25 protein-coding genes are annotated in these 24,397 nt (G+C 70.3%); 14 read left to right on the plus strand and 11 right to left on the minus strand.

The genetic code is table 11. From position 1 onward, the window contains the following. Window positions 1-108 precede the first annotated feature (108 nt). The 4 genes from tsf to AB0K37_RS27200 all read left to right on the plus strand — a co-directional run bounded on the left by tsf (window position 109) and on the right by AB0K37_RS27200 (window position 3,409). Window positions 109-945, plus strand: a complete 837-nt coding sequence (gene tsf / locus AB0K37_RS27185; protein ID WP_363985785.1) for a translation elongation factor Ts — start codon at window positions 109-111, stop codon at window positions 943-945. A gap of 57 nt (window positions 946-1,002) precedes the next feature. Beyond that, window positions 1,003-1,782, plus strand: coding sequence for a UMP kinase (gene pyrH, locus AB0K37_RS27190; RefSeq protein ID WP_089312861.1), 780 nt, complete (start codon window positions 1,003-1,005; stop codon window positions 1,780-1,782). Between the two features lie 74 nt (window positions 1,783-1,856). Further along, window positions 1,857-2,414 carry a ribosome recycling factor gene (gene frr / locus AB0K37_RS27195; RefSeq protein WP_363985787.1) on the plus strand — a complete coding sequence of 186 codons (558 nt, stop codon included), beginning with the start codon at window positions 1,857-1,859 and terminating at the stop codon, window positions 2,412-2,414. Continuing rightward, complete coding sequence (locus AB0K37_RS27200; RefSeq protein WP_363985789.1) at window positions 2,414-3,409, plus strand: phosphatidate cytidylyltransferase; 996 nt, start codon at window positions 2,414-2,416, stop codon at window positions 3,407-3,409. The genes frr and AB0K37_RS27200 overlap by 1 nt, the downstream gene beginning before the upstream one ends. Before the next feature lie 56 nt (window positions 3,410-3,465). Here the strand turns inward: AB0K37_RS27200 and AB0K37_RS27205 are convergent, their stop codons facing one another. Then, window positions 3,466-4,611, minus strand: coding sequence for a suppressor of fused domain protein (locus AB0K37_RS27205; protein WP_363985791.1), 1,146 nt, complete (start codon window positions 4,609-4,611; stop codon window positions 3,466-3,468). A gap of 113 nt (window positions 4,612-4,724) precedes the next feature. Between AB0K37_RS27205 and rlmN the strand changes: the two genes are divergently transcribed. The 3 genes from rlmN to AB0K37_RS27220 all read left to right on the plus strand — a co-directional run bounded on the left by rlmN (window position 4,725) and on the right by AB0K37_RS27220 (window position 7,329). Then, window positions 4,725-5,870 (plus strand): 23S rRNA (adenine(2503)-C(2))-methyltransferase RlmN, encoded by a 1,146-nt coding sequence (gene rlmN, locus AB0K37_RS27210; RefSeq protein WP_345175030.1) that lies wholly within the window; start codon window positions 4,725-4,727, stop codon window positions 5,868-5,870. Window positions 5,871-5,937: 67 nt separating this feature from the next. Next, window positions 5,938-6,441 (plus strand): DivIVA domain-containing protein, encoded by a 504-nt coding sequence (locus AB0K37_RS27215; RefSeq protein WP_363985793.1) that lies wholly within the window; start codon window positions 5,938-5,940, stop codon window positions 6,439-6,441. A 63-nt stretch (window positions 6,442-6,504) separates the two neighbouring features. Further along, a complete protein-coding gene (locus AB0K37_RS27220; protein ID WP_363985795.1) occupies window positions 6,505-7,329 on the plus strand; it encodes a YwqG family protein in 825 nt (274 codons plus the stop codon). 673 nt (window positions 7,330-8,002) lie between these two features. Here the strand turns inward: AB0K37_RS27220 and AB0K37_RS27225 are convergent. The 5 genes from AB0K37_RS27225 to AB0K37_RS27245 all read right to left on the minus strand — a co-directional run bounded on the left by AB0K37_RS27225 (window position 8,003) and on the right by AB0K37_RS27245 (window position 11,766). Beyond that, window positions 8,003-8,692, minus strand: coding sequence for a hypothetical protein (locus AB0K37_RS27225; RefSeq protein WP_363985797.1), 690 nt, complete (start codon window positions 8,690-8,692; stop codon window positions 8,003-8,005). Beyond that, on the minus strand, window positions 8,689-9,405 hold the full coding sequence (locus AB0K37_RS27230; RefSeq protein ID WP_363985799.1) for an ATP-binding cassette domain-containing protein: 717 nt from the start codon (window positions 9,403-9,405) through the stop codon (window positions 8,689-8,691). Before AB0K37_RS27230 ends, AB0K37_RS27225 begins: the two co-directional genes overlap by 4 nt. 880 nt (window positions 9,406-10,285) lie before the next feature. After that, the gene (locus AB0K37_RS27235; RefSeq protein ID WP_363985801.1) at window positions 10,286-10,723 is read right to left on the minus strand and encodes an HIT family protein; all 438 of its coding nucleotides are present in this window, start codon (window positions 10,721-10,723) and stop codon (window positions 10,286-10,288) included. Window positions 10,724-10,951: 228 nt separating this feature from the next. Further along, entirely contained in the window at window positions 10,952-11,209 is a 258-nt protein-coding gene (locus AB0K37_RS27240) for a DUF1778 domain-containing protein (RefSeq protein ID WP_089312852.1), read from the minus strand. Window positions 11,210-11,304: 95 nt separating this feature from the next. Continuing rightward, a complete protein-coding gene (locus tag AB0K37_RS27245) occupies window positions 11,305-11,766 on the minus strand; it encodes an Lrp/AsnC family transcriptional regulator (RefSeq protein WP_185023108.1) in 462 nt (153 codons plus the stop codon). A gap of 164 nt (window positions 11,767-11,930) precedes the next feature. Here AB0K37_RS27245 and AB0K37_RS27250 point away from each other — a divergent pair, with 164 nt between their 5' ends. The 6 genes from AB0K37_RS27250 to AB0K37_RS27275 are packed head-to-tail and all read left to right on the plus strand — an operon-like array spanning window position 11,931 to window position 18,962. Then, window positions 11,931-13,364 carry a gamma-aminobutyraldehyde dehydrogenase gene (locus AB0K37_RS27250; RefSeq protein ID WP_363985803.1) on the plus strand — a complete coding sequence of 478 codons (1,434 nt, stop codon included), beginning with the start codon at window positions 11,931-11,933 and terminating at the stop codon, window positions 13,362-13,364. Between the two features lie 37 nt (window positions 13,365-13,401). Next, window positions 13,402-14,553: an ABC transporter ATP-binding protein gene (locus AB0K37_RS27255; protein WP_363985805.1), complete on the plus strand. Its 1,152-nt coding sequence runs from the start codon at window positions 13,402-13,404 to the stop codon at window positions 14,551-14,553. Beyond that, window positions 14,550-15,803 carry a spermidine/putrescine ABC transporter substrate-binding protein gene (locus AB0K37_RS27260; protein ID WP_363985807.1) on the plus strand — a complete coding sequence of 418 codons (1,254 nt, stop codon included), beginning with the start codon at window positions 14,550-14,552 and terminating at the stop codon, window positions 15,801-15,803. The genes AB0K37_RS27255 and AB0K37_RS27260 overlap by 4 nt, the downstream gene beginning before the upstream one ends. Continuing rightward, window positions 15,803-16,666, plus strand: coding sequence for an ABC transporter permease (locus AB0K37_RS27265; RefSeq protein ID WP_363985809.1), 864 nt, complete (start codon window positions 15,803-15,805; stop codon window positions 16,664-16,666). Before AB0K37_RS27260 ends, AB0K37_RS27265 begins: the two co-directional genes overlap by 1 nt. Next, window positions 16,663-17,508 carry an ABC transporter permease gene (locus AB0K37_RS27270; protein ID WP_363985811.1) on the plus strand — a complete coding sequence of 282 codons (846 nt, stop codon included), beginning with the start codon at window positions 16,663-16,665 and terminating at the stop codon, window positions 17,506-17,508. Before AB0K37_RS27265 ends, AB0K37_RS27270 begins: the two co-directional genes overlap by 4 nt. Further along, window positions 17,505-18,962 (plus strand): FAD-dependent oxidoreductase, encoded by a 1,458-nt coding sequence (locus tag AB0K37_RS27275; RefSeq protein ID WP_363985813.1) that lies wholly within the window; start codon window positions 17,505-17,507, stop codon window positions 18,960-18,962. The genes AB0K37_RS27270 and AB0K37_RS27275 overlap by 4 nt, the downstream gene beginning before the upstream one ends. 6 nt (window positions 18,963-18,968) lie before the next feature. On the opposite strand, the gene AB0K37_RS27280 is transcribed toward AB0K37_RS27275, so the two are convergent. Continuing rightward, entirely contained in the window at window positions 18,969-19,487 is a 519-nt protein-coding gene (locus AB0K37_RS27280; protein ID WP_363985815.1) for a PH domain-containing protein, read from the minus strand. Window positions 19,488-19,622: 135 nt separating this feature from the next. On the opposite strand from AB0K37_RS27280, the gene AB0K37_RS27285 reads away from it, so the two are divergent. Continuing rightward, window positions 19,623-20,243, plus strand: coding sequence for a hypothetical protein (locus AB0K37_RS27285; protein WP_363985817.1), 621 nt, complete (start codon window positions 19,623-19,625; stop codon window positions 20,241-20,243). Here AB0K37_RS27285 and AB0K37_RS27290 read toward each other — a convergent pair. The 4 genes from AB0K37_RS27290 to AB0K37_RS27305 all read right to left on the minus strand — a co-directional run bounded on the left by AB0K37_RS27290 (window position 20,204) and on the right by AB0K37_RS27305 (window position 24,275). Continuing rightward, window positions 20,204-21,400: a hypothetical protein gene (locus tag AB0K37_RS27290; protein WP_363985819.1), complete on the minus strand. Its 1,197-nt coding sequence runs from the start codon at window positions 21,398-21,400 to the stop codon at window positions 20,204-20,206. The genes AB0K37_RS27285 and AB0K37_RS27290 overlap by 40 nt on opposite strands. A gap of 174 nt (window positions 21,401-21,574) precedes the next feature. After that, the gene (locus AB0K37_RS27295) at window positions 21,575-22,420 is read right to left on the minus strand and encodes a glutamate ABC transporter substrate-binding protein (RefSeq protein ID WP_363985820.1); all 846 of its coding nucleotides are present in this window, start codon (window positions 22,418-22,420) and stop codon (window positions 21,575-21,577) included. Next, window positions 22,417-23,916, minus strand: a complete 1,500-nt coding sequence (locus tag AB0K37_RS27300; RefSeq protein WP_363985822.1) for a hypothetical protein — start codon at window positions 23,914-23,916, stop codon at window positions 22,417-22,419. Before AB0K37_RS27300 ends, AB0K37_RS27295 begins: the two co-directional genes overlap by 4 nt. Next, window positions 23,913-24,275, minus strand: coding sequence for an FHA domain-containing protein (locus AB0K37_RS27305; protein ID WP_363985824.1), 363 nt, complete (start codon window positions 24,273-24,275; stop codon window positions 23,913-23,915). Before AB0K37_RS27305 ends, AB0K37_RS27300 begins: the two co-directional genes overlap by 4 nt. Window positions 24,276-24,397 lie beyond the last annotated feature (122 nt).

Here is a 24,397-nt window from a genome sequence, read left to right on the forward strand (position 1 = left end):
CCGCCGCGGCCGTGCTGGCTTGACCCCGGGGGCCCGGTGGCGCCCGCGCGGACGCCACCGGGACCGTCGCGGGTCACACGACCAACGACGAGAGAAGCGAAGAGAGCGATGGCCAACTTCACCGCCGCTGACGTCAAGCGGCTGCGCGACCTGACCGGCTCCGGCATGATGGCCGTGAAGAACGCCCTCACCGAGGCGGACGGCGACTTCGAGAAGGCGACCGAGCTGCTGCGTCTCAAGGGCGCCAAGGACGTCGGCAAGCGCGCCGAGCGCACCGCCGCCAACGGCCTGGTCGCCGAGCACTTTGCGAACTCCGGTGACGGGGCGCTCCTTGAGCTCAACTGCGAGACCGACTTCGTCGCCAAGAACGCGCAGTTCATCGAGCTCGCCCAGCGCCTGGTCGAGTTCGCGGCCGGCAGCGGCGTCGCGGACGCCGCCGCCCTGCTGACCACCGAGATCGAGCCCGGCAAGACCGTCCAGGCCCTGATCGAGGAGAACAGCGCCAAGATCGGCGAGAAGCTGGAGCTGCGCCGGTTCGCCCACTTCCAGGGCGCCTACGTGGCCAGCTACCTGCACAAGTCCGACCCGTCGCTGCCGCCGACCACCGGCGTGCTGGTCGAGCTGGACACCGAGAACGCCGAGGTCGCCAAGGACGTCGCCCAGCAGATCGCGGCGATGTCCCCCAAGTACCTCACCCGCGAGGAGATCCCCGCCGAGGCGATCGAGAAGGAGCGGGCGCTCGCCGAGCAGCTCACCCGTGACGAGGGCAAGCCCGAGCAGGCCATCCCGAAGATCGTCGAGGGCCGGGTGAACGCCTACTTCCGCGACTTCGTGCTGGTGGAGCAGGCGTTCGTGAAGGACAACAAGAAGACGATCGCGAAGGTCCTCGACGAGGCCGGCGTGAAGGTCGTCCGCTTCGCCCGGTTCAAGGTCGGGCAGGCTTAAGGGCACTCTGGAAACGAGTACCCGAGACATAGCGAACGCAACGAGGAGGCCGCCGACGTGCCGGACAAGACGACCAGTAGCGCGACGGCGGCCTCGTCGTCCGGCCAGCACGCGCCGCGCGCGGGCTGGAAGAGGGTGCTCCTGAAGCTCTCGGGCGAGGCCTTCGCCGGACGTGACCCGCTCGGCATCGACCCTGAGGTCGTCCAGCACGTCGCCGAGGCGATCGCCGAAGCCGTCCGGGACGGCGTGCAGGTGGCGGTCGTGTGCGGCGGCGGGAACATGTTCCGCGGCGCCGTCATGGCCGAGCGCGGCATGGACCGCGGGCGCGCCGACTACATGGGGATGATCGGCACCGTCATCAACTGCCTGGCCCTGCAGGACTTCCTGGAGAAGCTCGGGCTCGACACGCGCGTGCAGACCGCCATCACCATGAGCCAGGTGGCCGAGCCCTACATCCCGCGCCGCGCCATCCGGCACCTGGAGAAGGGCCGCGTGGTCATCTTCGGCGCCGGGCTCGGACAGCCGTTCTTCTCCACGGACACCACCGCCGCCCAGCGCGCGCTGGAGATCGGTGCGGAGGCGGTCCTGAAGGCCACGCAAGTGGACGGTGTCTACGATGCCGATCCCCGAAAGAATCCAGACGCGGTCAAGTTCGACCGTTTGGAATACGGTGAAGTTCTACAGCGGAGCCTGAAGGTCATGGACGCCACGGCCATCAGCCTCTGCATGGACAACGCGCTCCCCATCGTGGTCTTCGACCTCATGGGGCAGGGCAACATCGTCCGGGCCGTCCGGGGTGAGAAGATCGGCACGCTGGTCAGCCCGGCGGAGGGCTGACCGCAGCCCACGGCCGCGCCGGACGCGGCGCGGAACCGCAGGATCAGGGCCGACCAGATGACACGGGAGTCACAGTGATCGACGAGACCCTCCTCGAAGCCGAGGAGAAGATGGAGAAGGCGGTCGCGGTCGCCAAGGAGGACTTCCAGGCCATCCGCACCGGCCGGGTCACCCCCGCGATGTTCAACAAGATCACGGCCGAGTACTACGGGACGCCGACGCCGATCAACCAGCTCGCGTCCTTCACGCTCCCCGAGCCGCGGATGGTCATCGTCCAGGTCTTCGACAAGTCGTCCATGCAGGCGGTGGAGAGGGCCATTCGCGACAGCGACCTCGGCGTGAACCCCACCAACGACGGCAACGTCATCCGGGTCGTCTTCCCGGACCTGTCGGAAGAGCGCCGCAAGGAGTTCATCAAGGTCGCCGGCACCAAGGCGGAGGAGAGCCGGGTCTCCATCCGCAACATCCGGCGCCGCGCGAAGGACGCCCTCGACAAGCTCGCCAAGGACGGCGAGGTCGGCGAGGACGAGGTCAGGCGTGCCGAGAAGGATCTCGACGACACGACGCACCGCTACGTGGCGCAGATCGACGAGCTCCTTGAGCACAAGAAGGCCGAACTGCTCGAAGTTTGATGAGACTTGACGACGCCGGGGAGCCCTCGGGCTCCCCGGACGAGCCGGAGGTCGACATGGCCGGCCCACCCCCCGGAGAAGCACTCGCCTCGCCCCCTGGGCAGGGGCGGGACGGCTCCGGCGACCCCCCGTCTTCCGGCGGCCCCTCGCCTTCCGGCGGCGCGACGCCCGCTGGGAAGCCCGAGAGCAAGACGGGGCGAAACCTCCCGCTCGCCATAGGCGTGGGCGTCGCGCTCGGCGCCCTCGTGCTGCTCTCGCTGTACACGATCAAGGAGATCTTCCTTGGCGTGATGGTCGTGTTCCTGTTCCTCGGCATGCGGGAACTGACCGAGGCTTTCAAGAGCCGCGACATCCGCGTCCCGTTCATCCCTGTCGCGACGGGAATGGTCGGTACGCCGGTCGTCGCCTACGTGTGGGGCGCCACCGCCACCATCGCCGCGGTCTCGCTGACGGTCCTGGCGCTGCTGATGACGCGCATGACCGAGGGCGCCGCCGGATACGTGCGGGACGTCACCGCCGGATCGCTCGTGGCCGGCTACCTGGTGCTGATGGGCGGGATCGTCGCGCTGCTGATGCGTCCCGACGACGGCGACCACCGCATCGTCATCTTCATCGCCACGACCGTCGCCAGCGACATCGGCGGGTACTTCGCCGGGTCCTTCCTGGGCCGGCACAAGCTCGCGCCCACGATCAGCCCGAAGAAGACCTGGGAGGGCGTCACCGGGTCCGCCGTCACCTGCATGATCGTCGGCGGGTGGCTGGTGTGGTGGCTCCTGGACGGCGGTCATGTCTGGCAGGGCGTGATCATCGGACTCGCCGCCGTGGTCACCGCGACCGCGGGCGACCTCGTCGAATCGATGATCAAGCGGGATCTCGGGATCAAGGACATGGGAACGCTCCTGCCCGGCCACGGGGGAGTGATGGACCGCCTCGACTCCCTCGTCGCGACGGCCCCCGTCGTCTGGCTGCTGCTGGAACTGTTCGTCCCCAGCTAGGACGGCCTAGGGGCGTCCCGCGGCCGTCTGCGGACGCCCCTGAGGGACAAGCCGCCTTAGGAGACGACCCAGGAACGGCCCTGCTGGGCCAGACGCCGGATGAGCGCGTCCGACCCCTCGCTCTTGGCGAAACGGTGCTCCTCGCCCGTGATGGGCACGAGCCACAGCCATCGGACGGCGTCGCCGGCGAGCGTCAGTCCGGTCATGCCAGGCGCCTCAGGTCCTGCGAGACGGTTCGGGTCTTCCAGGAGAAGCACGCCCTCCCAGGACGACTCGCCGTTGCCGAGGGGGAACGTGCGAGCCTCGTGGTACCACTTGACGACGTCCCCAGGCGCGAACCACGTCACCGACCGCCACGGGTACTGCGCTAGCCACGGGAAGATGCTGCCTGACCGCTGACTGGGCAGCGTGCTGGCGACGGCCAGTTCTATGCGTCCGTAGGGGGCGACGTCGTCCTCGTACAGTTCGACCGTGGGCATCCGCTGGCGGCTCATCCCGACCGTGCTCAGAACGGTGAACTGCCGGTCGCCCCTTGCGGGACGCTCCGAGACCCCCACCGTCGGGGCCATGCTCGGCCTGCCGCTCGCCAACTGGCGTCCGACATCGTGCCAGTAGTGGCCACTGGGACCCAGCCTCTGCAGGAGGTGACCGAGGATCGACTGCTGGAACTCCGCCCAGGAGCCGTCTGCGCGGCATCTCTTCCAGTGCTCGCGTGCTTGCTCGATGCGCGGCCCGAAGTCCTCGATCCCTTCGTCCAGAGGGAAGGCGAACGGGCTCTGCAGCGTGGCGTCGCGGGCGTAGCCGGGAATGCCGCGCCCCATGTCAGACCAGCCGGGGATCACCAGCAGCAGATCGCCTCCCTCCAGCAGGGCCACGCCGTCGCCCTCCTCGAACCAGACGACCTCCAGCGCCTCGGTGTCCAGCGCCGGGCGTCCTGCGGGGTGGCGCACATGGGACTCCGGCAGGAGGGGCGCGCGGCCCGCGTCGAGCCGCGCCCGGTCCAGTTCCCGTGGGGCCTCGCGGTGGTTCGCGACCCAGACAGCCCCGACCACCGAGTCGCGCGCGTCCTTCAGGTAGGCGGCGGTGACCTCGCCGTCGGTCTCCACGGTGAGCCGCCGGCTGCCGTACGGGCTGGCCGCCGCGTGGACGACCGTGGCCGCTGTCCCCCGGGGCGAGGCAGCGCCCCTACGCAAAACCGACATGATCGAGACCTTAGTCGCAGACAAGGCCGTGTGCAGGAATGTCGCTGTTCAGGTATGGGAGGGCGTCCAGGACGGACGATGCACGCGCAGGTGTTTGCGACACTGGAAGGACCATGTCTACCACCCAGCCCTCCGCGACCGGCGCCGCGCCCAAGAAGACCCCGGCGAAGCTCGTCTTCGCCGCACCGAGGCGCGGCAAGCCGCCGAGGCATCTCGCCGACCTCACCACGGCCGAGCGTCGCGAGGCGGTCGCCGCACTGGGGGAGAAGCCGTTCCGCGCCGACCAGCTGTCGCGCCACTACTTCGCGCGCCTCGTCGACGATCCCGCCAAGATGACGGACCTGCCGGCCGCTGTCCGGGACCGCCTGGTGTCCGAACTGCTGCCTTCGCTGCTGACCCCGGTACGCGAGCTGGACTGCGACGGCGGAACGACCCTGAAGACCGTCTGGAAAGCCTTCGACGGCGTCCTGTTCGAGTCGGTACTGATGCGGTACCCGGACCGGGCCACGATGTGCGTCTCGTCCCAGGCGGGTTGCGGGATGAACTGCCCCTTCTGCGCGACCGGTCAGGCAGGGCTCACCCGCAACCTTTCCACGGCCGAGATAGTCGAGCAGGTCGCCGCGGGCGCGCGCGCACTCGCCCGTGGGCGCGTCCCAGGGGGCCCCGGCCGTGTCTCCAACATCGTCTTCATGGGCATGGGCGAGCCCCTGGCCAACTACAAGGCCGTGATAGGCGCGGTCAAGCGCATCACCGACCCGGCGCCCGCCGGGCTGGGCATCTCCCAGCGTTCGGTCACGGTCTCCACGGTCGGGCTCGTCCCGGCCATCGAGAAGCTCGCCGCCGAGGACATGTCGGTCAGGCTGGCCGTGTCCCTGCACGCCCCCGACGACGAGCTGCGCGACGACCTCGTGCCCATCAACAACCGGTGGAAGGTCTCCGAGGTGCTGGACGCCGCCTGGGCCTACGCCGAGCGCAGCGGGCGCCGCGTCTCGATCGAGTACGCCCTCATCAAGGACATCAACGACCAGGCCTGGCGGGCCGATCTTCTCGGAAGGCTCTTGCGCGGCCATCTCGTACACGTCAATCTGATCCCGTTGAACCCAACGCCGGGTTCCAAGTGGACCGCCTCCCGGCCCGAGGACGAGCGCGAGTTCGTCCGGCGCCTGGAGGCCCACGGGGTCCCGGTCACGGTGCGCGACACTCGGGGCAGGGAGATCGACGGGGCCTGCGGGCAGCTGGCCGCGGCGACCAAGGACTGAGCGCGCCGCGGGGCGCGTTCCCGGCGCCGCGCGGAGCGCGCGGACACGGCTGAGGAGCGCGGTGCCGGTGAAGACGGGTACACGGCTGCCGGTGGTCTTGCGGGGCTACGACCGGGACCAGGTCGACGCCCTGCTCAAACGGATCTCGCAAGCGCTGAACGGCGGGCCGCCGGTGTCCGCGGACGAGGTGCGCCAAGCCCGGTTCACCACCGTCCTTCGCGGCTACGACCACCGCGCGGTGGACGAGCTGCTCCGCGAGTGCATCAGGGAACTCCAGGCCCGCGCGCCGATCGGGGAGCGTCCCGGCCGCACCCGCGCCCAACCCGCCTGGCTGATCAACTGGATCCAGAACGCGCGGTTCTCCGGTGCCGGTCTGCGCCCCGGCTACGACGTACGGGACGTGGACGCCTTCCTCGAACGCGTGATCGCCGGCCTGCGCGGCTTCGCCCCGCCCGTGACCGCCCGGGACGTGCGGGAGAGCGCGTTCCGCACCGTCCGGTTCGGGCCCGGCTACGACGAGCAGGAGATCGACCGCTTCCTGCTGCAACTCGCGGCCGCCCTCGAACGCTGACGAAGTTATCCACAATTTCGCGGGATGTAGCGCGCTGCGTAAAGGCCGCGTCACGCTACGTGCATGGACCCTTTCGCCGTACAGTACCGACGGCTCCGAGCCCTGTTCGACGCCTTCCTCGCGCCGGAGATCACGGCCATCCTGCTGCCCCTGACCAAGCCCGGGCTGCGCCTCTCCACCCGCGGTGAGGTGCCCGTCCACCTCGGAGGCACCCCGCAGCTGCCGCCGGACGAGCCATGGCCGACTTGGAACGGCCGCCCGCTCGACTTCTTAGGCGCGATCGACTTCGCGGGACTCGCCGGCCTCCCGAGGATCCCGGGTCTGCCCGCCTGCCGCGCCGCGTTCTACTACGCGAGCGGAATCCCCCGACCGTGGGGCGATGAGCCAAGCCAACGCGACGGCTGGCGCGTTTTCACTGGCGCCCTTCGCCCAGCGACCCCGCCGCCAGGAGCTCTTTCCTACCCGCAGACCACGCTGGGCGCCGCCCCGTTCCTCTCCCTGCCTTCTCCCCAGGAGGCCGTCATCCAGCGCTTGGAGATGGTCTACGACGGCATCGTGCCTGTGTATGAACAACTACACGCCGCGTGGACACGCCACACCTGCCCGGACGAAGCGCCCGCGCACCAACTGGGCGGCTGGCCGAACCTCGTCCAGCGTCCCATCGGCCCCGACTGCCTGTACGCCTCGACCGGCCGCAGCCTGAACTCCCTCAATCCTCCGGCCCTCACTCCGGACGAGCAACGCGCGGTCGAGGAATGGCACCTCCTCCTCCAACTCGACTCCGACGACCGCCTTGGCTGGTACTGGGGCGACCCGGGCCGCATCTATTTTTGCAACCGCCACGACACCCCCCTGGAGCAGACATGGCTAACCGTCCAGGCCGCGTGACCCACCCGAAGGCATCCCCCGACCAAACGCCCGCTGGGCCAGATCAGCCTCCGCAGCGTCACGCCCCCTGGGACACAAGACCCGGCGGGCGACGGCCTTCGGCGTCGTCCCGGCGGCCCTCCCGAGCACTCGGCGACAAGATGCCTGTGGGTAGAAACGGCCGCGAGGAGGTGGCGGCGTGGAGTCTCAGCTCACACTGGCGGCGGTCCGGCCACCGCCAACATGCCGTGCCGCAGTCGAAGGCGCAGAGAAACCGTCGCTTACCGCTCCCAGTACAACCACACCAACGAGATCGGCCGGACCCTTCCGGGGTGCGGCACGCACAAGGCCGTGATGACCGCCCCAGCCGCAGGCATATCGCTCTAACCCTCCAGAACATCAGCGGGCGAATGCGCGGCGTGAGCTGGTGCTCGCTGAGGTTGCTCTCCAAGGGTCGTCACCGCGCGATGCCGTGCGCCCCTGCTCGCCCGGGTTGGAGAGCTCTCATGAGACGAGTGTCCGTGGTCGAGTGCTTACAAGACGCGGCGGCGTGATGTCCGCCGTGGCTATGGAAACGCTTCACCTCGTTCGTCCAAGCATCGGGGTCCTCATTGGCAAGGGCCATGTCAGCGGGCGAAGGCGCGGTGTGAGCTGGTGCTCGACGGGAGCCGGTCGTCGAGTAAGTGGGGAGTGGTCAGGGGGTGCGGTGGGTGGTTACGAAGTAGGCGGCGCCTACGACCGTGGACCAGATGAACAGGTGGAGGGCGGTGGTGGGGAAGTGCGAGACGAAGACGTTCGGGCCATCGTGAGCTGCGCGCATCCAGTCGATCATCGGGATGGAAAGCCAGGAGAGCCGTCCCATGCCCAGGAGCAGGAGAGCGGTCGCGCCGCCGAGGAGCGCTAGCAGCGAGATACCCGGATCGGGGATGAGGGGGCGGCTCGTCCACGCCCCGAGCAGCGTGCCGGGGACGGCGACGAGGAGGTTCAACGCGCAACCCGCCAAGATCGCCTGTCCCGGCGAGCCCGCCTGGAGGGCTTGGAGGAGGGGAACGGCCAGTGTCACGACGCCCAGGAAGACGTTCACCCCGTACGCCGCGAGAAGGCCCGCCCACGTGGGCGCGGACGGGTGACGGGCCGCGGTGGCGGTCAGCGAGCGCTGCTCGTCGGGTTGGGTGTCGAGGAGGGCGCGGGCCGCCCACGCCCACACGGGGAACATGATCGCCGCCACGTCGGCGAAAGTCCGTACTGCGAGTTCGCCGGCGTCAGGGCCGCTCGGTCCCTGTGCGAGGACCAGCGCCACGAGCAGGGCCACGACGATCAGCGGCTGCAGGACACGCAGCGAGCGCAGGTACCCCGCCACGTGGAATCGGACGAGCGCGATCATTCTTCACGCCTCCGCACCCGGTAGCCGTCGGCCCTCAACTTCGTCTCCACAGTGTCGGCCTCGTCTCCGGGCACCTCGACCTCCAGGACGGTCCAAGGACTGGTGTCTCCAGGGGCCAGCGATGTCACGGAGCGGTTGGCGACGTGCAAGCGGTCGACGCCGGGCATCGCCTCGATGCAGCGCTGGTGGTCGCTGACGACGACCGTGGAGCCGCGCGAGGCCAACTCGGAGATCAGCTCGGGGAGCGCATCGCGTGTGGCGGCGTCCAGGCCTGCGAAGGGCTCGTCCAAGATGAGCAGTTCCGGGTCCCCCATGAGCGCCTGCGCGAGCCCGATCTTCTGAGCGCTGCCCTTCGACAGCTCGGACAGTCGTACATCGAGGAGGTGGCCAAAGCTCAGTCGCTCTGCCCAGACGTTGCCGGTGTTTGTAGGGACGCGCCGTATGGCCGCCATGTGGGCCAGGTAGGCGCGGACGCTGAACGGCTGGTCGACCGGGAACCGCTCCGGCGCGTACCCCACTCGGGTGGGACGGTCTTTGACGACGCCTATGCGTGGCCTGCGCAGGCCGGCCATCACGCGGAGCAGAGTGGACTTCCCTGCGCCGTTATGCCCGGTCACCTCGGTCACGCTTCCCTCTGGAAGCGACAACGTGACGTCGCGGAACACCCAGGGGTCCCGGCGCCGATAACGAAAGGCGACACGCTCCAGCCGCATGGCACCAAAACCGTAGGGACCCCCTCGTAAGGACGGCGTTAGCCAACACCGGCTTCCGGCGTCCGCGCCCTCACGGCAGAGGGCACCAAGTAACGCCAGGGGCCGCCGGGGCAAGCGCCGCTCGCCGCGGTGGGCAGGCCAGCAACGGCCTCACGCGTCCTCCGCCGCCCCCGTCCTCTGCGCCGCCCGAGCCGGGTGGCGGGATGTCGGGCCTGCAGCGGCCTCGCGCGTCTTGCACCGTCCCTGTCCTTCGCCGCGCCGGTCTTTCGGAGCGTCCGGGCTGGGTTGCGGGGTGTCGGGCCGGCAGCGGCCTTGCACGTCGTTCGCCGCGCACGTCGTTCGCCATCCTCGTCCTCCGCGCCGCCCAGGCGGGGCGGCGGAACGGCGGGCCAGCAACGGCCTTACGCGTCCTTCGTCCCCGTCCTTCGCCGCGCCCGTCCTTCGGGCCGTCCGGGCGGTTGGCGGGATGTCGGGCCTGCAGCGGCCTCGCACGTCGTTCGCCGTCCCCGTCCTCCGCGCCGCCCAGGCGGGACGGCGGGCCAGCAACGGCCTTACGCGTCCCTCGCCCCCGTCCTCCGGGGCGCCCTGGCTGGGTGGCGGGGTGTCGGGCCGGCAGTGGCCTTGCGCGTTGTTTGCCGCGCCCGTCTTTCGCGGTGTCCGGGCTGGGTGGCGGGGTGTCGGTCCGGCGGCGGCCTTGCGCGTTGTTCGCCGCGCCCGTCCCTTACTGCTCCCGCCATGCGGGGACGGTGTGGTCGGGCGGTGGAGTCTGGGGCGCTTACCCCGGATGGTCTCGTCGCTGCCGTGTGTTCGCACGGCTGCGGTTGTAGCGCCAGCCGATCTAACGCTGCGGGTTGGGTGTTCGTCTTGCTCGGCAGGTTGGTCAGGTGGGGGTGGTCAGTGCCTTGGCGAGGCGGGTTGCGTAGTCGGCGGCCTCGGTGTCGGAGGCATATTTCTGGCGTGGCCAGAAGAAGCCGCGGAGTCCGTCCTTCGGGTTGCGTGGAACCACATGTACATGCAGGTGGGGGACGCTCTGACTGATCCGGTTGTTCATGGCGACGAACGAGCCGGCCGCTTCGAGGACGGATTCCATCGCCTTCGCAAGGCGTTGGGCTTGCGCGAAGAACGGGCCTAGGAGGTCCTCGGGCAGATCCGTGAGCGTCTCGTAGTGCGTCCGGGGGACCAGCAGCGTGTGGCCCTTGAAGAGTGGGCGGGTGTCGAGGAACGCCATCGCGTCTGGTGCGTCCAGCACGACGTGCGCGGGCCGCTCTCCCTTGATGATTTCGCAGAACAGACACGCCTTGCTCACAGCCTCACCCATCCCCCTATTCTCCAGTCCCACCCGCAGGCAACGGCAAATCGGCCTGACGGGAGCGGGGTTCTCGAGGGCGAGGCTGGCGCCTTGTCGTCCGCGGGGGTGCTTCTGGGGGTTACCGGGTCGGGGCGATTTCCTTGGTGGCGGCGGTCGGTGAGCTGTAGGGGAGATGGTCGGTTCCGACCGCCGCCTAGTAGGCGGACGTCAGTGTGGGCTTCGTCCGCTCAGGGTGGGTCAGGACAGGGCCAGCAGCAGGGCCGTGTAGGGAGGGATCGGGTCGGGGGCGGGCTCTGCCGCCTCTTGTGCGGCGGCGTGTTGGTAGAGGTCGCGTTCGGCGCGGTCCAGGGCGGCTGACAGGACGAAGTCGGTGACCGACCAGCCGATCAGCTCGGCCGCCGCGCGGATCACGAGAAACTGCTCCGCGGTGGTACGGAAGGTGATGTGATCGTCGGCGGGATCGGCCGGAAGGTCCTGGCGAACCGACTCGGGCATGGCCGGTCTCCTTCCTTGCGGCCTTTCAAAGTACGCCGCGGGGAGTTGCCAGGACATCCCCTCTGAGAACGAGAATCGGCGGGTGTCCGGCGGAGTCAGCGGGTTCCCCAGGAGTAGGTCTGTTTGCGAAGTTTGAGGTACACGAAGCTCTCGGTGGAGACGACGCCTGGGATGGCGCGGATACGGCCGAGAAGTTCCAGGAGACGTTCGTCGTCCTCGCAGACGAGCTCCAGGAGGATGTCGAACGAACCCGCGGTGATGACGACGTAGTCGATCTCGTCCAGGGCGGCGAGCTCGTCGGCGGTCTTCTCCAGGTCGCCCTCGCATCGGACGCCGATCATCATCTGGCGGTGGAAGCCGAGCATCAGCGGGTCGGTGACGCCGACGATCTGCATGACACCGGTGTCGAGGAGCTTCTGCACGCGCTGGCGCACGGCGGCCTCGGAGAGGCCCACGGCCTTGCCGATGGCGGCGTAGGAGCGGCGGCCGTCCTGCTGGAGCTGCTCGATGATCTGCTTGGCGGTCTCGTCGAGCTGGACGCGGGCTGCCCGTTCCATCCGGTTCTCCTAGCTGCGGCATCGAGGGTGTGAGGCCTCTGGGCCAAGTGAATCAGTCGTGAAATTCGATCGTAACAACGGAATCACTTGTGTTGGGCGGACTCCTCTGTAAGGGTCGGGCCAACAGGACACAACGGGCGACGGAGCCCAGGAGGGACCTGAGGATGAGCGGCGAGCGGCTGCGCAACTTTATCGGCGGAGAGTACGTCGACGCCAAGGACGGGCGGACGCTGGAGGTGGTCGACCCCAGCACCGGCGAGACGTACGCGGAGGCGCCGGTGTCCGGCGCCGAGGACGTCGACGCCGCGTTCCGCGCGGCGTCCGACGCGTTCCCCGCCTGGCGCGACGCCACGCCGGGGGAGCGGAGCCTCGCGATGCTCCGCTTCGCGGACGCGGTCGAGAAGCGGGCGGAGGACCTCGTCAGGGCGGAGAGCCGGGACACCGGCAAGCCCGTCCAGATGACCCTGGACGAGGAGGTGCCGCCGATGGTGGACAACCTCCGGTTCTTCGCCGGGGCGTCCCGGGTGCTGGAGGGCAAGGCGTCCGCCGAGTACATGGCCGACCACACCTCCTCGATCCGGCGGGAGCCGATCGGGGTGTGCGCCCAGGTGACGCCCTGGAACTACCCGATGATGATGGCGATCTGGAAGATCGGGCCGGCGCTTGCGACGGGCAACACCGTGGTGCTCAAGCCGTCCGAGACGACCCCGGCGAGCACGCTGATGCTGGCGGAGATCGCGGCCGAGTTCCTGCCCCCGGGCGTCTTCAACGTGGTCTGCGGCGACCGCGGCACCGGGCGCTCGCTGGTGGAGCACCCGACGCCGCAGATGGTGTCGATCACCGGGAGCGTGCGGGCCGGCATGGAGGTCGCCGCGTCGGCGGCCAAGGACCTCAAGCGGGTGCACCTGGAGCTGGGCGGCAAGGCGCCGGTGGTCGTGTTCGACGACGCCGACGTCGAGGCGGCGGCGACGGGCATCGCCGAGGCCGGGTACTTCAACGCGGGCCAGGACTGCACGGCGGCCACCCGCGTGCTGGTCGCCGACCGGCTGCACGGGGAGTTCACCGAGGCGCTCACCGAGGCCGCCAAGGGGACGGTCGTCGGGCCTCCCAGCAACGCCGACGCCTTCTACGGACCGGTGAACAACGCGAACCAGCTGGAGCGCGTCCAGGGCTTCATCGAGCGGGCGCCCAGCCACGCGAAGGTCCTCACCGGCGGCGAGCGCGTGGGGGACCGCGGCTACTTCTTCGCCCCGACCGTCGTGGGCGGCCTCAGGCAGGACGACGAGATGGTGCAGAACGAGGTCTTCGGGCCCGTCATCACCGTCCAGAGCTTCTCGGACGAGGCTCAGGCCGTGGAGTGGGCCAACGGCGTCAAGTACGGCCTCGCCGCCAGCGTGTGGACGCAGAACCACGGCCGGGCCATGCGCATGAGCAAGGCACTGGACTTCGGTGCCGTGTGGGTGAACACCCACATCCCGCTGGTGTCGGAGATGCCGCACGGCGGCTTCAAGCACTCCGGCTACGGCAAGGACATGTCGATGTACGGAATCGAGGACTACACCCGCGTCAAGCACGTCATGCACTACATCGGCGGCTGAGCGCCGCCGACCGGAGCCCGTGAAGGAAGTCCCGCCCATGACCGAGACCCAACCCGCCGCGGCGCGCGACGATCCGGCCGTCGCGGTCCCCGCGATCGAACTCGCGGGAGTCGAGAAGGATTACCACGCCTACGGCGAGACCGTGGCGGCGGTGCGCGGCGTCGACCTGTCGATCGCGGAGGGGGAGTTCTTCTCCCTGCTCGGCCCGTCCGGATGCGGCAAGACGACGACCATGCGCATGATCGCCGGCTTCGAGGAGCCGACGGCGGGGCGGGTCCGGCTGCGCGGGCAGGACGTCACGGACGTGCCCCCCAACAGGCGCGACGTGAACATGGTGTTCCAGTCGTACGCGCTCTTCCCCCACATGAGCGTCTTCGAGAACGTCGCGTTCGGCCTGCGCCGGCGCGGCGTTCCGAAGGCGCACATCACGCGGCGGGTGGGGGAGATGCTGGAGATAGTCGACCTGGCGGGGCGGGAGAAGCGCCGTCCCGCCGAGTTGTCCGGCGGCCAGCAGCAGCGGGTCGCGCTCGCCCGGGCGCTGGTCAACGAGCCGCGGGCGCTGCTGCTGGACGAGCCGCTCGGCGCCCTCGACCTGAAGCTGCGCCAGGCGATGCAGGTCGAGCTGAAGCGGATCCAGCGGGGGGTCGGCGTCACGTTCGTGTACGTGACGCACGACCAGGGCGAGGCGCTGACGATGTCGGACCGCATCGCCGTCATGAACGACGGGATGATCGAGCAGCTCGGCACGCCGCGGGAGATCTACGAGCATCCCGCGACGCGGTTCGTGGCCGGGTTCATCGGCACGTCCAACCTGCTGGAGGGGGAGGTCACCGGGACGGGGCCGGGCGGCGCGGTGCTCTCCCACGGCCCCGAGGGCCGGATCGAGGTCCCGATGCGCCACGGCCGGAAGGCCGTCGCGGGGGAGCGCGTGGAGCTGACCGTCCGCCCCGAGAAGATCGCGATCGGGCCGGAAAGGCCGGGGGACGGGCAGTGCGCCGTCCGGGGAACCGTGACCGAGGTCGTGTACCTCGGGACGTCGACGAACTACAACATCACCACCTCCGCCGGCGCCGACGTCGTCGTGTTCCTGCAGAACGCGGCGTCCGCCGACGACATCGCCGTGCGCGGCGACAGCGTCTGGTTGTCGTGGGATCCGCGCCACTCGTACGCCATAGGAGCGCCGCAATGAGCCAGTTCGACCCCGCCTTCCTCCGCGGACTCACAAGGCCGCGCCTGGCACGTTCCGGCGCGGGCGGCCCGGCCCGCCGCGACGTTCTGAGGCTGATGGGGGCGGCGGGCGCCGGGCTCGCCCTGTCGGCGTGCGGGGTGAAGGGGCAGGGCGGCAAGGAGAAGGTCACCCAGAGCGACGTCGAGAAGTACTGGGCGAACAAGGCCAAGAGCGGCAGGCTCAACTGGGCGAACTGGCCGGGCTACATGCAGGACGACCGGGAGACCATCAAGGCGTTCGAGAAGGAGATGGGCGTCAAGGTGACCTACAAGGAGGTCATCCAGGAGATGGGCCCGTGGTTCGGCAAGATCCAGGCGCCGCTGGCCGCCGGGCAGTCCATCGGCTTCGACCTGATGGTGATGACGAACGGGATCCAGCTGGAGCAGTGCCGCCAGCTCGGCTACCTGGCGCCCCTCGACCTGTCGAAGCTGCCGAACTTCCAGGCGAACGCGGGCCCGTCGTTCAAGAACCCGTCCTACGACCCGGGCAACGCCTTCACGATCCCGTACGAGTCGGGGGTCACCGGCATCGCGTACAACACCAAGTACGTGAAGGAGGAGATCACCAGCATCGCCCAGCTGTTCGACCCGAAGTACAAGGGCAAGGTCGGCATGATGGGCGACTCGCAGGAGCTCGGGAACTTCGGGATGTTCCTGCTCGGCATCGACCCGGAGAAGTCGACGAAGGCGGACTGGGAGAAGGCCGCCGCCAAGCTGCGCGAGCAGCGCGACAAGGGCATCGTCCGCAAGTACTACAGCCAGGACTACGTCGACGCCGTCAGCAAGGGCGACGTGTGGATGACCATGGCGTGGTCGGGGGACGTGTACAGCCTGACGAGTCCGGACGTGAAGTTCGTGGTGCCCAGGGAGGGCGGCACGATCTGGACCGACAACCTTTGCATCCCGAAGACCGCCGAGAACCCGGTGGACGCGCTGACCCTCATGAACTGGCTCTACGTCCCCGAGAACAACGCGCCGCTGACCGAGTTCATCAACTACATGCCGCCGATCCCGGCCACCCAGAAGCTCATCGCGCAGAAGGCCGAGCAGGCGGGCGGCGAGGACAAGAAGGACCTGACCCGGCTCAGCACCAGCCCTCTGATCTTCCCGTCGCAGGCCGACCTGGCCCGGCTGCGGCACTACCGGCGGCTCACGCAGGCGGAGGAGACCGAGTACCAGAAGATCTTCGAGCCGATCTCCAAGGGATCGTGATGGGCGGGGTGCGGGGACGGCTCGCGCCGTACCTGATGATCCTTCCGGGCGGGCTGTGGCTGGCGGCGTTCTTCCTCGTCCCGATGGTGCTGATGGTGTCCCTGTCGCTGCAGACCGGGAACCTCATCGACGGCTTCCAGCAGACGCTGCACTGGCAGAACTACACCGACGGGCTCAGCACCTACGGCGACAAGTTCGTCCGGTCGCTCTGGTACGGGCTGGTCGCGACGGTCGCGTGCATCGTGCTCGCCTACCCGGCCGCGTACTGGATCGCGTTCCGCGGCGGCCGCGCCAAGTCGACGTATCTGTTCCTACTGCTGCTTCCGTACTTCGTCTCGTTCATCCTGCGGACGGTGTCGTGGAAGCTCGTCCTCACCGACAACGGGCCGATCCTCGGGCCGCTGCGCGACCACGGCGTCCTGCCGGAGGGCTTCCACGTCCTCGACACCGGCGTCGCGGTCGTGTCCGGGCTCGCCTACAACTTCCTGCCGTTCATGGTCCTGCCGATCTACGTGGCGCTCGAACGCATCGACCCGCGCGTGGTGGAGGCGGCCTACGACCTGTACGCGAGCCGGGCGCAGGCGTTCCTGCGGGTCATCCTGCCGCTGTCGCTGCCCGGCGTCTTCGCCGGCGTGATCATGACGTTCGTGCCGGTGTCGTCGGACTACGTCAACGCCGAGGTGCTCGGCGGCCCGCAGAACACCATGATCGGCAACGTCATCCAGACCGAGTACTTCAACAACAGCGCCTACCCGACGGCGTCCGCGCTGTCGTTCGCACTGATGGCGATCCTGCTCGTCGGGATCTTCGCCTACGCGCGCACGCTCGGAACACAGGACGTCCTTGAGGCGGCGGGACGATGACGACGCACACCAAGGCCCCGGTGACGCCCGCCGAGACCCCGCGGCGGCGGCGCGCGCCCCGGCGCCGGATCTCCGGCCTGCACCTCTACACCCTCGTGCTGATCGCGTGGCTGATCCTGCCGATCGCGATCATGATCCTGTTCGGGTTCAACGACACCCGCAGCAAGCAGAACTTCGAGTGGCAGGGCTTCACGCTCAGGTGGTACGCGCACCTGTTCGACAAGAGCGACCTCACCGCGGCCGTCGTCAACTCGCTGACGATCGCGCTGCTCAGCACGCTGATCACCACGGTCATCGGGACGTTCGCGGGCCTCGCGCTCGGCCGGTACCGGTTCCGCGGCAAGGGCTCGACGAACCTCGTGCTGTTCATGGCGATCTCCTGCCCGGAGATCGTGATGGGCGCCTCGCTGCTGTCGATGTTCGTCACGTTCAACCTGCCGCGCGGCTACCTGACGATCCTCCTCGCGCACGTGATGTTCTCGATCGCGTTCGTGGCCGTGACGGTCCGGGCCCGCGTCGTCGGGCTCGACCCCGCGGTGGAGGAGGCGGCGCAGGACCTCGGCGCCGGCCCGTGGACGCGGTTCCGCCTGGTCACCCTGCCGATGATCATGCCGGGGGTGCTGGCGGGGGCGCTGCTGGCGTTCGTGCTGTCCATCGACGACTTCGTCATCACCAACTTCACCAGCGGCGCCACCGTCACGTTCCCGCTGTGGATCTACGGCTCCACCAGGACGGGGACGCCGCCGCAGGTCAACGTGATGGGGACGATCATCTTCGCGGTCGGCGTGCTGATCGCGGTGGTGTCGGCGCGGCGCAGCGCCCGCGCGCGAACGCGAGCATGAACCCGGACGTGAACGTGGCCGAGGCGCTCGCCGGGGCCGCCCCCGAGCCGTTCTGGCTCGGGGACCCGGCCCGCCCCGAGGCGGGTCCGGCGCTGTCCGGCGCCGTGACGTGCGACCTCGCCGTCGTCGGCGGCGGGTACAGCGGCCTGTGGACGGCCCTGCTCGCCAAGGAGCGCGACCCGTCCCTGGACGTGGTCGTGCTGGAGGCGGGCCGGATCGGCGCCGCCGCGTCCGGACGCAACGGCGGGTTCTGCGCCGCCAGCCTCACCCACGGCCTGGAGAACGGCCTCGGGCGCTGGCCGGACGACGCCCACACGCTCGAACGCCTCGGCTGGGACAACCTGCGCGCCATCGCGGAGACGCTGACCCGCCACGGCATCGACGCCGAATGGGAGCCGACGGGGGAGATGAGCGTCGCCACCGAGGAGTGGCAGGTGCCCGCGCTCCAGGAGGCGGCGGAGAAGGCCTACGAGCACGGCTGGCAACCGATCATGCTCGGCCCCGAGGCGGTCCGCGCCGAGGTCGACTCGCCCACCTACCTGGCGGGCCTGTGGGACCGCGACGCCGTCGCCATGGTGCATCCGGCCAAGCTCGCCTGGGGCCTGGCGGACGCGTGCCGCGCCCTCGGGGTCCGCGTCTTCGAGAACACCCGCGTCACGGCGCTGCGCACCGACGCCCGCAGGCTCCGGCTGACGGCCGCCGCGCCCCCGCGGCGAGGCGACCGGGCGCCCCGCCCGCTCGGGACGGTCACCGCCCGGCACGTCGCCCTGGGGACCGGCGCCTTCCCGCCGATCCTCCGGCGTCTGCGCAACTACGTCGTCCCCGTGTACGACTACGCCCTCGTCACCGAGCCGCTCACCCCCGCGCAGCGCGCGTCCATCGGCTGGCGTCACCGGCAGGGGCTCGGCGACAGCGCCAACCAGTTCCACTACTACCGGCTCACCGCCGACGACCGCATCCTGTGGGGCGGCTACGACGCCGTCTACCACTTCGGCAACGGAATGCGTCCCGCGCTGGAACGGCGCCCCTCCACGTACGCGACCCTGGCCCGGCACTTCTTCGCGACGTTCCCGCAACTGGAGGGTGTGCGCTTCACCAACGCGTGGGGAGGCGTCATCGACACGTGCAGCCGCTTCTGCGCCTTCTACGGGACGGCCTACGACGGCAGGCTCGCATACGCGGCGGGCTACACCGGCCTCGGTGTCGGCGCAACCCGCTTCGGAGCCGACGTCATGCTCGACCTCCTGCGGGTCGGACTCGCGCCCGGCGAGGAGACCGAGCGGGCACGGCTGGCGATGGTGCGCTCCAAGCCCGTCCCGTTCCCGCCCGAGCCGCTGCGCTACGGCGTCATCGAGCTGACCCGGCGCGAGATCGCCCGCGCCGACCGCAACGCGGGGCGCCGGGGGCTCTGGCTCCGCACCCTCGACCGCATGGGCCTCGGCTTCGACTCCTGAAGGGGATCAGTCCGGCGACTCTTCGACCGTGCCGAAGATCACGGACGAGACCTCCAGGTACAGCTGCTCCGGGTACGGCATGAAACCGACGTTGCGCAGCGCCTGCTTCTGGCCGGCCGACTCCATCACGAACTCGCCGTAGCCGAAGACCCGCCCGAGCACCGAGCGGTTCAGCGCGATGTCGGTGACCTTGGCGAGCGGCATCATCGCGACGTTGCGGTTGAGGACGCCGTTGACGACCATCACCCGGTGCTCGGTGACCAGGAAGAAGTCCACCGACCAGGCGATCACCTTCCAGGCCAGGTAGCAGACCGTGATCAGCCACAGCCACCAGATCCAGATCTGCCCGCTGACCGCGCTCGCCGCGCCGCACGCGATGAGCCCGGCCACGACGACCCCCACCGGCAGCAGCAGGACGGCGGGATGCCGCCGCACCGCGATGACACGGCCCTCGTAGGACATCAGATACTTGTCGACCGTCCGCGACGAGGTGTCGCGGTGCACCATCATGTCCTGCAGATTCACGGCGTGTCCTCGTCATGATCCGGGTGGGTCAACCGTAGCCGACGCGGCACCGGCGGTGCAGGGGCCGCACGGTAAGGGCCACGGCGCCGCACGGGGCCTTGTCGGACGCGGATCCGTTCGCCGATCATGGTCGTCATGGACGGCGACGCCGAGAATCCGCGGGAGCCCGGCCGGCCGCGCGGCGATTTCGCGCCCGAGGTGACCGGACGTCCGATCTGGCGGCTGCTGCTGAGGGGACTCGGCGTCTACCTGCCCGGCTGGGAGATGCCCGCGGGCGCGCTGCGCGTCCGGGACGGGGCGCCGCCGGCGGGTTTCGGGCCGCCCGCGTACCTGAACGGCGACGCCGGCTTCGGCGTCCAGGTCCCCGACCGCCGCCGGGGCCTGGAGCCGGACCGGGAGATCTACGTGCGGGGCCGGGAGGACCCGAGCTTCGGGATCGTCGTGGCGGGCCCGTCGGCGGCGATCGGGAGCCGCGTCGTGGACGCCGCGGTGCTGATGCGGTTCGCGCGGAGGCTGACGTTCGAGGAGCTCGTCGACACCGGCGACGCCGACTCCGTCCCGTACGCGGTGCGCGGGGCGCGGGCGGTGGAGAACGCGGTGTTCCTCGACCGCGCCGCCGGGATCGGCCTGTGCGTCGAGGCCGACCCGCGGACCGGCGCCCTGCGCTGCCCCCTCTACGTGCGCATCGGCGGCCCCGCGGAACGTTCCGTGCGGGCCTACGGGGCGGTGGCCCAGCCGGTGAGGTCCCACAGCTGATGGGACGGCAGCCGCCGCAGCCGGACGCTCGCGGCGGCCGGGTCCCAGAACACCTCGTCGCTCTCCAGCTCCAGCGACTGCGCGGCCGTCAGCACCGCGCACAGCAGCTCGTCGCGCGTCCGGACGGCCATGAGCGGGCCGATCTGCGCGACGGCGCCCGAGCACTCCGCCAGCGTCCGCAGGAGCGACTTGAGGGCCGCCTCGTCCTCGGGCCCGCGCGCGGGCTCCACCCCCGCCGGGACGCCCGGCTCCACCCGCGCGAGGCCCCGCCTGGCCTCGCCGCCGGACACGCCGTTGCCGGGCCGGGCGCCGGCGCCCGCGGAGATGAGCAGGGCGCTGAACACGCCCGCCAGGTCCTCGCTGGCGTGCCCGCCCAGGAAGTAGCGGCGGCGCTCCGGTGAGCCGGGAGTGCCGTTCGAGCCCTCGGCGGTGCGGAACCGTACGGCGAGCCGGCTGGCGCGCACGCACCGCTCGTACATGTCGCTGAGGATGTCCTCGAGTTCCTCGTCGCGCGTCCACAGGCGCCCGGTCGCGGTGACGGCGTCGCCGTGGGGGCGGGGGCGTCCGGTGAGCGCCGCCGTGACGGTGTCGTCGAGCTCGCCCTCGGTGAACCGCAGCAGCTCGGCGACGACGTCCTCGACGTCCTCCAGGGTGCGGGTGAGGGCGCGCTGCAGTTCCAGGATCTCCTCGCCGCCGCGCTCCAGGTCCGCGAGCCGGCCGAGCGCCGCCTCGACCTTGCCCTCGACGGCCTCGCCGCCCGCCCCGGTGGCGGCCCGCACCGACGTCTCGACCTCGCCGAGCTTGCGGCGCAGCGCGGCGAGGGTGATGCGCTGCTGCTCCAGCTCGTGCAGCCTGCCCGCCTGGGTCCGCAGGTAGTCGTCCGCCTGGTGGACGAGGCCGGCGAGCTCCTCCACCTGCCCGGTGTTCTGCCGGAGCCGGGTGTCGAGCGCGGGCAGCACGTCCTGCTTGACGCGCGACAGCTCCGCGGTGAGCTGCTCGCCGACGGTGACCAGCACGTTGTTCTGCTTGGTCACCTGGTCGTTCAGTTCGTCGATCCGGCGGGTGAAGGCATGGGCCTGGTCCCGGCTCTGCTTGCCCGCGTACAGTTCGAGCGCCCCCACCACGACGCACATCACCACCAGGATGACCGTCGTCATTGCACTCCTCGGGCGTGACGGTGATTACCGGAACGGCTTTTGATCGCGACCATAACTTACGATCACTCGCGCCGACCGGAACTTACGTAACCGACTGATCTCCATGACCGGCCGGTCTCACCTGTTCTTCCCGTGCCATTCCGTGACGCCTTCCGTGCGCTTGGTGACGAATTCTCAGACGCAGCCCTCGAATTGCGGGACGGTGGTGGTGGCCTTCAGCCCGGCGGGGCGGAACCACTTGTCCAGCAGCCGCGGGGCGGTGCCGTCCTGGTACATCCGCGTGATCGCCTTGTTGACCGCCTCGCAGCCGTCGACGTCGCCCTTCCTGATGCCGACGCCGTAGGGCTCGTCGGTGAACGGGGCGTTGACGAGCGTGAGACCGCCGCCGGCCCCGGACGCCTTCGCCGCGAGGCCCGCGAGGATCAGGTCGTCGGTCGAGACCGCGTCGAGCCGCCCCCCGGTGAGCTCGGTGAGGCAGTCGGCGTACCCGCTCGCCTCGACCGGCAGCGCGGCGACGCCCTGCTCGTCGTGGACGCGCGGGAACGACACCGACCCGGGCACGCGGCAGAGCCGCCGCCCCTTCAGGTCGTCGATGTTCCGGATGGCGCGGGCTTCGGACCTGCGGACGAGAATGTCCTGGTGGGCCACGTAGTAGGGACCCGCGAACGACACCTTCACCTTGCGTTCCGGCGTGATGGAATAGCTGGCCACCACGAGGTCGACGTCGCCGTCCTGGAGCATTTTCTCGCGGGTCGCCGACGTCACCCGCCTGAACGTCACGTCGGCGGGGCGCACGCCCATCCGCCGGGTGATCTCTTTCGCGATGTCGACGTCGAATCCGGTGAACGAGCCGTCGCCCCGGCGTTCGCCGAGTCCCGGCTGGTCGCCGTTGACGCCGATGACGAGCGCGTCCTTTCCGGCGACGGATTCCTCTCCGGCGTCGGCGATCCCGCACGCGGTCCCCGCGCCGAGGACGGCCGCGGCCGCGAGGACCGCCGTCGCGAGGCTCCGCGCCCTCACTTGGACCACCGGTACTCGGCCAGGCGGGGACGCACGCCGGCGAGGACGAGCGCGGCGATGACGGCGCCCGCTGCGGGCAGCACCGCGTACCAGCCGCTCGTGCCTCTGTCCCCGTCCTTCACGGCCTCGTCGAACGCCTTCCTGTGGATGGTGACGAGCGCCTGGAGGGAGCGGTCGTACCGGGTGAAGTCGGCGGCGGCCGCGCCGCGGGCGGCGACCGCCTCGTCGCGCCGTCCCCGGTCGACGAGGTCGCGCATCCGGCGGTCGTTGGCCTGGACCTTCTGGTAGTCGGCGAGCACCCTGTTCATCACGTCCGTGAGCTGCGCCTTCTGCCGGGCCGACTGGACCGGCCGGTCGGCCTCGGTGCCGAGGAAACCGAGGAACTTCACGCGGCCGGGCTCGAAGGACAGGTTTTTCTGGACGGCCGCGTTGTACTGGGTCAGGTTGCCGGCCTTCAGGTACAGGACGGTCTGCGACTTGCTCAGGTAGACCTGCTCGTAGGCGTCGGCCCGCCCCGGGTCGAGCAGGAACCGGGTCTCGTCGGCGTTCGCGCTGTTGCTGATGGCGCGCGTCCGCGAGAGCCCGAGGATCGAGTCGAAGCCCTCTTCCTTGGCCTGGCGCAGATGGTTCGCCTGGCCGGTGAGCATGAGGGTCCCGGCTGCGACCAGGGCGAGCGTGCCGAGCGTCGCCAGCGCGAGCGGAACGTTGAGCAGCCGCCGGAACCGCCGGGCCAGGTAGAGCTGGAACCCGAGGAGGACGGCCAGGAGGGCCAGTCCCGTGGCGAGGACGCCCGTGCGTCCCAGGAGGACCGCCGAGCGCTTGTCCTCGTAGGTGTGCCGGACGAGGGTGCCGTTGTCGAGCGTCAGGTTGTAGGCCTTCGGCAGCAGGTCCAGCTTCATCAGGTCGGTCGCCTGCCGGTAGAGGTCGACGACCTTCTGCGACGGCGGCCCGGACGCGTGCGGGGACTGCCGGTCCAGCAGCAGGGCCTGCCCGGCGAGGCGCTCGTAGCGCGCGAGCGCGTCCAGCAGGTCCCGGGCCGTGTTGTTCTCGGTCGTCTCGTCGGCGAGCTTCGCGGCCTTCAGCAGCGCGTCGCCGGCCTTGCGGCGGTTCTGGTCGTAGCGGGCGAGCGCCTGCTCGCGGCCGCCGCCCGCCGCGTCGCCGATCAGCAGCGCGTCGGCGAGCTGCGCGTCCATGTCGGAGAGCTGGAAGTACAGGTCGCCGGTGGCGACGACCTGCGGGCCCGCGTCGTGCCCGATGACCCGCACGCCCTCGCGGGCGTTCGCGATCGCCGCCCAGCCGACGCCGAGCAGCGCCACCAGCAGCACGAGCGACAGCGCGGTCAGCGTCCTGACGCGGGCCGCGACGGTGCGGGGGAGCAGCCGCGCGAGGCCGGACCGGTCCTCGCCGCGCGTGCCGCCGTCGTCCCGGGCGGGCGGCGACGGCTGCGCGGCGGGGGCCGGCCGCCCCGCCGGCGGGGACTGCTGGACGGCCGTCATGTCGCCTCGCCTCGGGTGAGCGTGATGGTGGTCCAGGCGCCCACGTGGATCCGGTCTCCGTCGGAGACCGGGACCTCCACGTTGTACGGGATGGGGTCGGTGGAGCCGTTCACGCAGGTGCGGTTGGTCGAGCCGGGGTCGACCAGCGTCCAGGTGCCGTCGGGCTTCGCCAGCAGCACCGCGTGGACGTGGGAGACGCCGGGGTCCTCGGGCGGCTCGCGCAGGTCGATCTCGGGCGGGGACGGCTGCGAGGAGCTGCGCCGCCCGATGCGGACCTGGTGCCCGGCGAGCGGGATCCGCCGCTCGGGCGCGTACGGGGGGAACGCGAGGGACGCCGAGTCGGGGCCTTCTTCGGCGATGACCGTGCTGTAGTACTCGCGGTCGGCGCCCCGAACGCTTCCGCCTAGCCGCCAGGGTCATCAGGAAGTACCTGATCGGGGCGCGGAGCCTGCACGACCACATCGCCTCCAAGCTGCTGGGC

The organism is Actinomadura sp. NPDC049753, from assembly GCF_040674655.1.
GTDB classification, from domain to species: Bacteria; Actinomycetota; Actinomycetes; order Streptosporangiales; family Streptosporangiaceae; genus Spirillospora; species Spirillospora verrucosospora.

Coding starts and splice junctions, on each gene's coding strand:
- tsf (WP_363985785.1), top strand. CDS start 109: ATGGCCAACTTCACCGCCGCTGACGTCAAGCGGCTGCGCGACCTGACC.
- AB0K37_RS27200 (WP_363985789.1), top strand. CDS start 2,414: ATGAGACTTGACGACGCCGGGGAGCCCTCGGGCTCCCCGGACGAGCCG.
- AB0K37_RS27205 (WP_363985791.1), bottom strand. CDS start 4,611: ATGTCGGTTTTGCGTAGGGGCGCTGCCTCGCCCCGGGGGACAGCGGCC.
- rlmN (WP_345175030.1), top strand. CDS start 4,725: ATGTCTACCACCCAGCCCTCCGCGACCGGCGCCGCGCCCAAGAAGACC.
- AB0K37_RS27220 (WP_363985795.1), top strand. CDS start 6,505: ATGGACCCTTTCGCCGTACAGTACCGACGGCTCCGAGCCCTGTTCGAC.
- AB0K37_RS27225 (WP_363985797.1), bottom strand. CDS start 8,692: ATGATCGCGCTCGTCCGATTCCACGTGGCGGGGTACCTGCGCTCGCTG.
- AB0K37_RS27230 (WP_363985799.1), bottom strand. CDS start 9,405: ATGCGGCTGGAGCGTGTCGCCTTTCGTTATCGGCGCCGGGACCCCTGG.
- AB0K37_RS27235 (WP_363985801.1), bottom strand. CDS start 10,723: ATGGGTGAGGCTGTGAGCAAGGCGTGTCTGTTCTGCGAAATCATCAAG.
- AB0K37_RS27240 (WP_089312852.1), bottom strand. CDS start 11,209: ATGCCCGAGTCGGTTCGCCAGGACCTTCCGGCCGATCCCGCCGACGAT.
- AB0K37_RS27245 (WP_185023108.1), bottom strand. CDS start 11,766: ATGGAACGGGCAGCCCGCGTCCAGCTCGACGAGACCGCCAAGCAGATC.
- AB0K37_RS27250 (WP_363985803.1), top strand. CDS start 11,931: ATGAGCGGCGAGCGGCTGCGCAACTTTATCGGCGGAGAGTACGTCGAC.
- AB0K37_RS27255 (WP_363985805.1), top strand. CDS start 13,402: ATGACCGAGACCCAACCCGCCGCGGCGCGCGACGATCCGGCCGTCGCG.
- AB0K37_RS27260 (WP_363985807.1), top strand. CDS start 14,550: ATGAGCCAGTTCGACCCCGCCTTCCTCCGCGGACTCACAAGGCCGCGC.
- AB0K37_RS27265 (WP_363985809.1), top strand. CDS start 15,803: ATGGGCGGGGTGCGGGGACGGCTCGCGCCGTACCTGATGATCCTTCCG.
- AB0K37_RS27270 (WP_363985811.1), top strand. CDS start 16,663: ATGACGACGCACACCAAGGCCCCGGTGACGCCCGCCGAGACCCCGCGG.
- AB0K37_RS27275 (WP_363985813.1), top strand. CDS start 17,505: ATGAACCCGGACGTGAACGTGGCCGAGGCGCTCGCCGGGGCCGCCCCC.
- AB0K37_RS27285 (WP_363985817.1), top strand. CDS start 19,623: ATGGACGGCGACGCCGAGAATCCGCGGGAGCCCGGCCGGCCGCGCGGC.
- AB0K37_RS27290 (WP_363985819.1), bottom strand. CDS start 21,400: ATGACGACGGTCATCCTGGTGGTGATGTGCGTCGTGGTGGGGGCGCTC.
- AB0K37_RS27300 (WP_363985822.1), bottom strand. CDS start 23,916: ATGACGGCCGTCCAGCAGTCCCCGCCGGCGGGGCGGCCGGCCCCCGCC.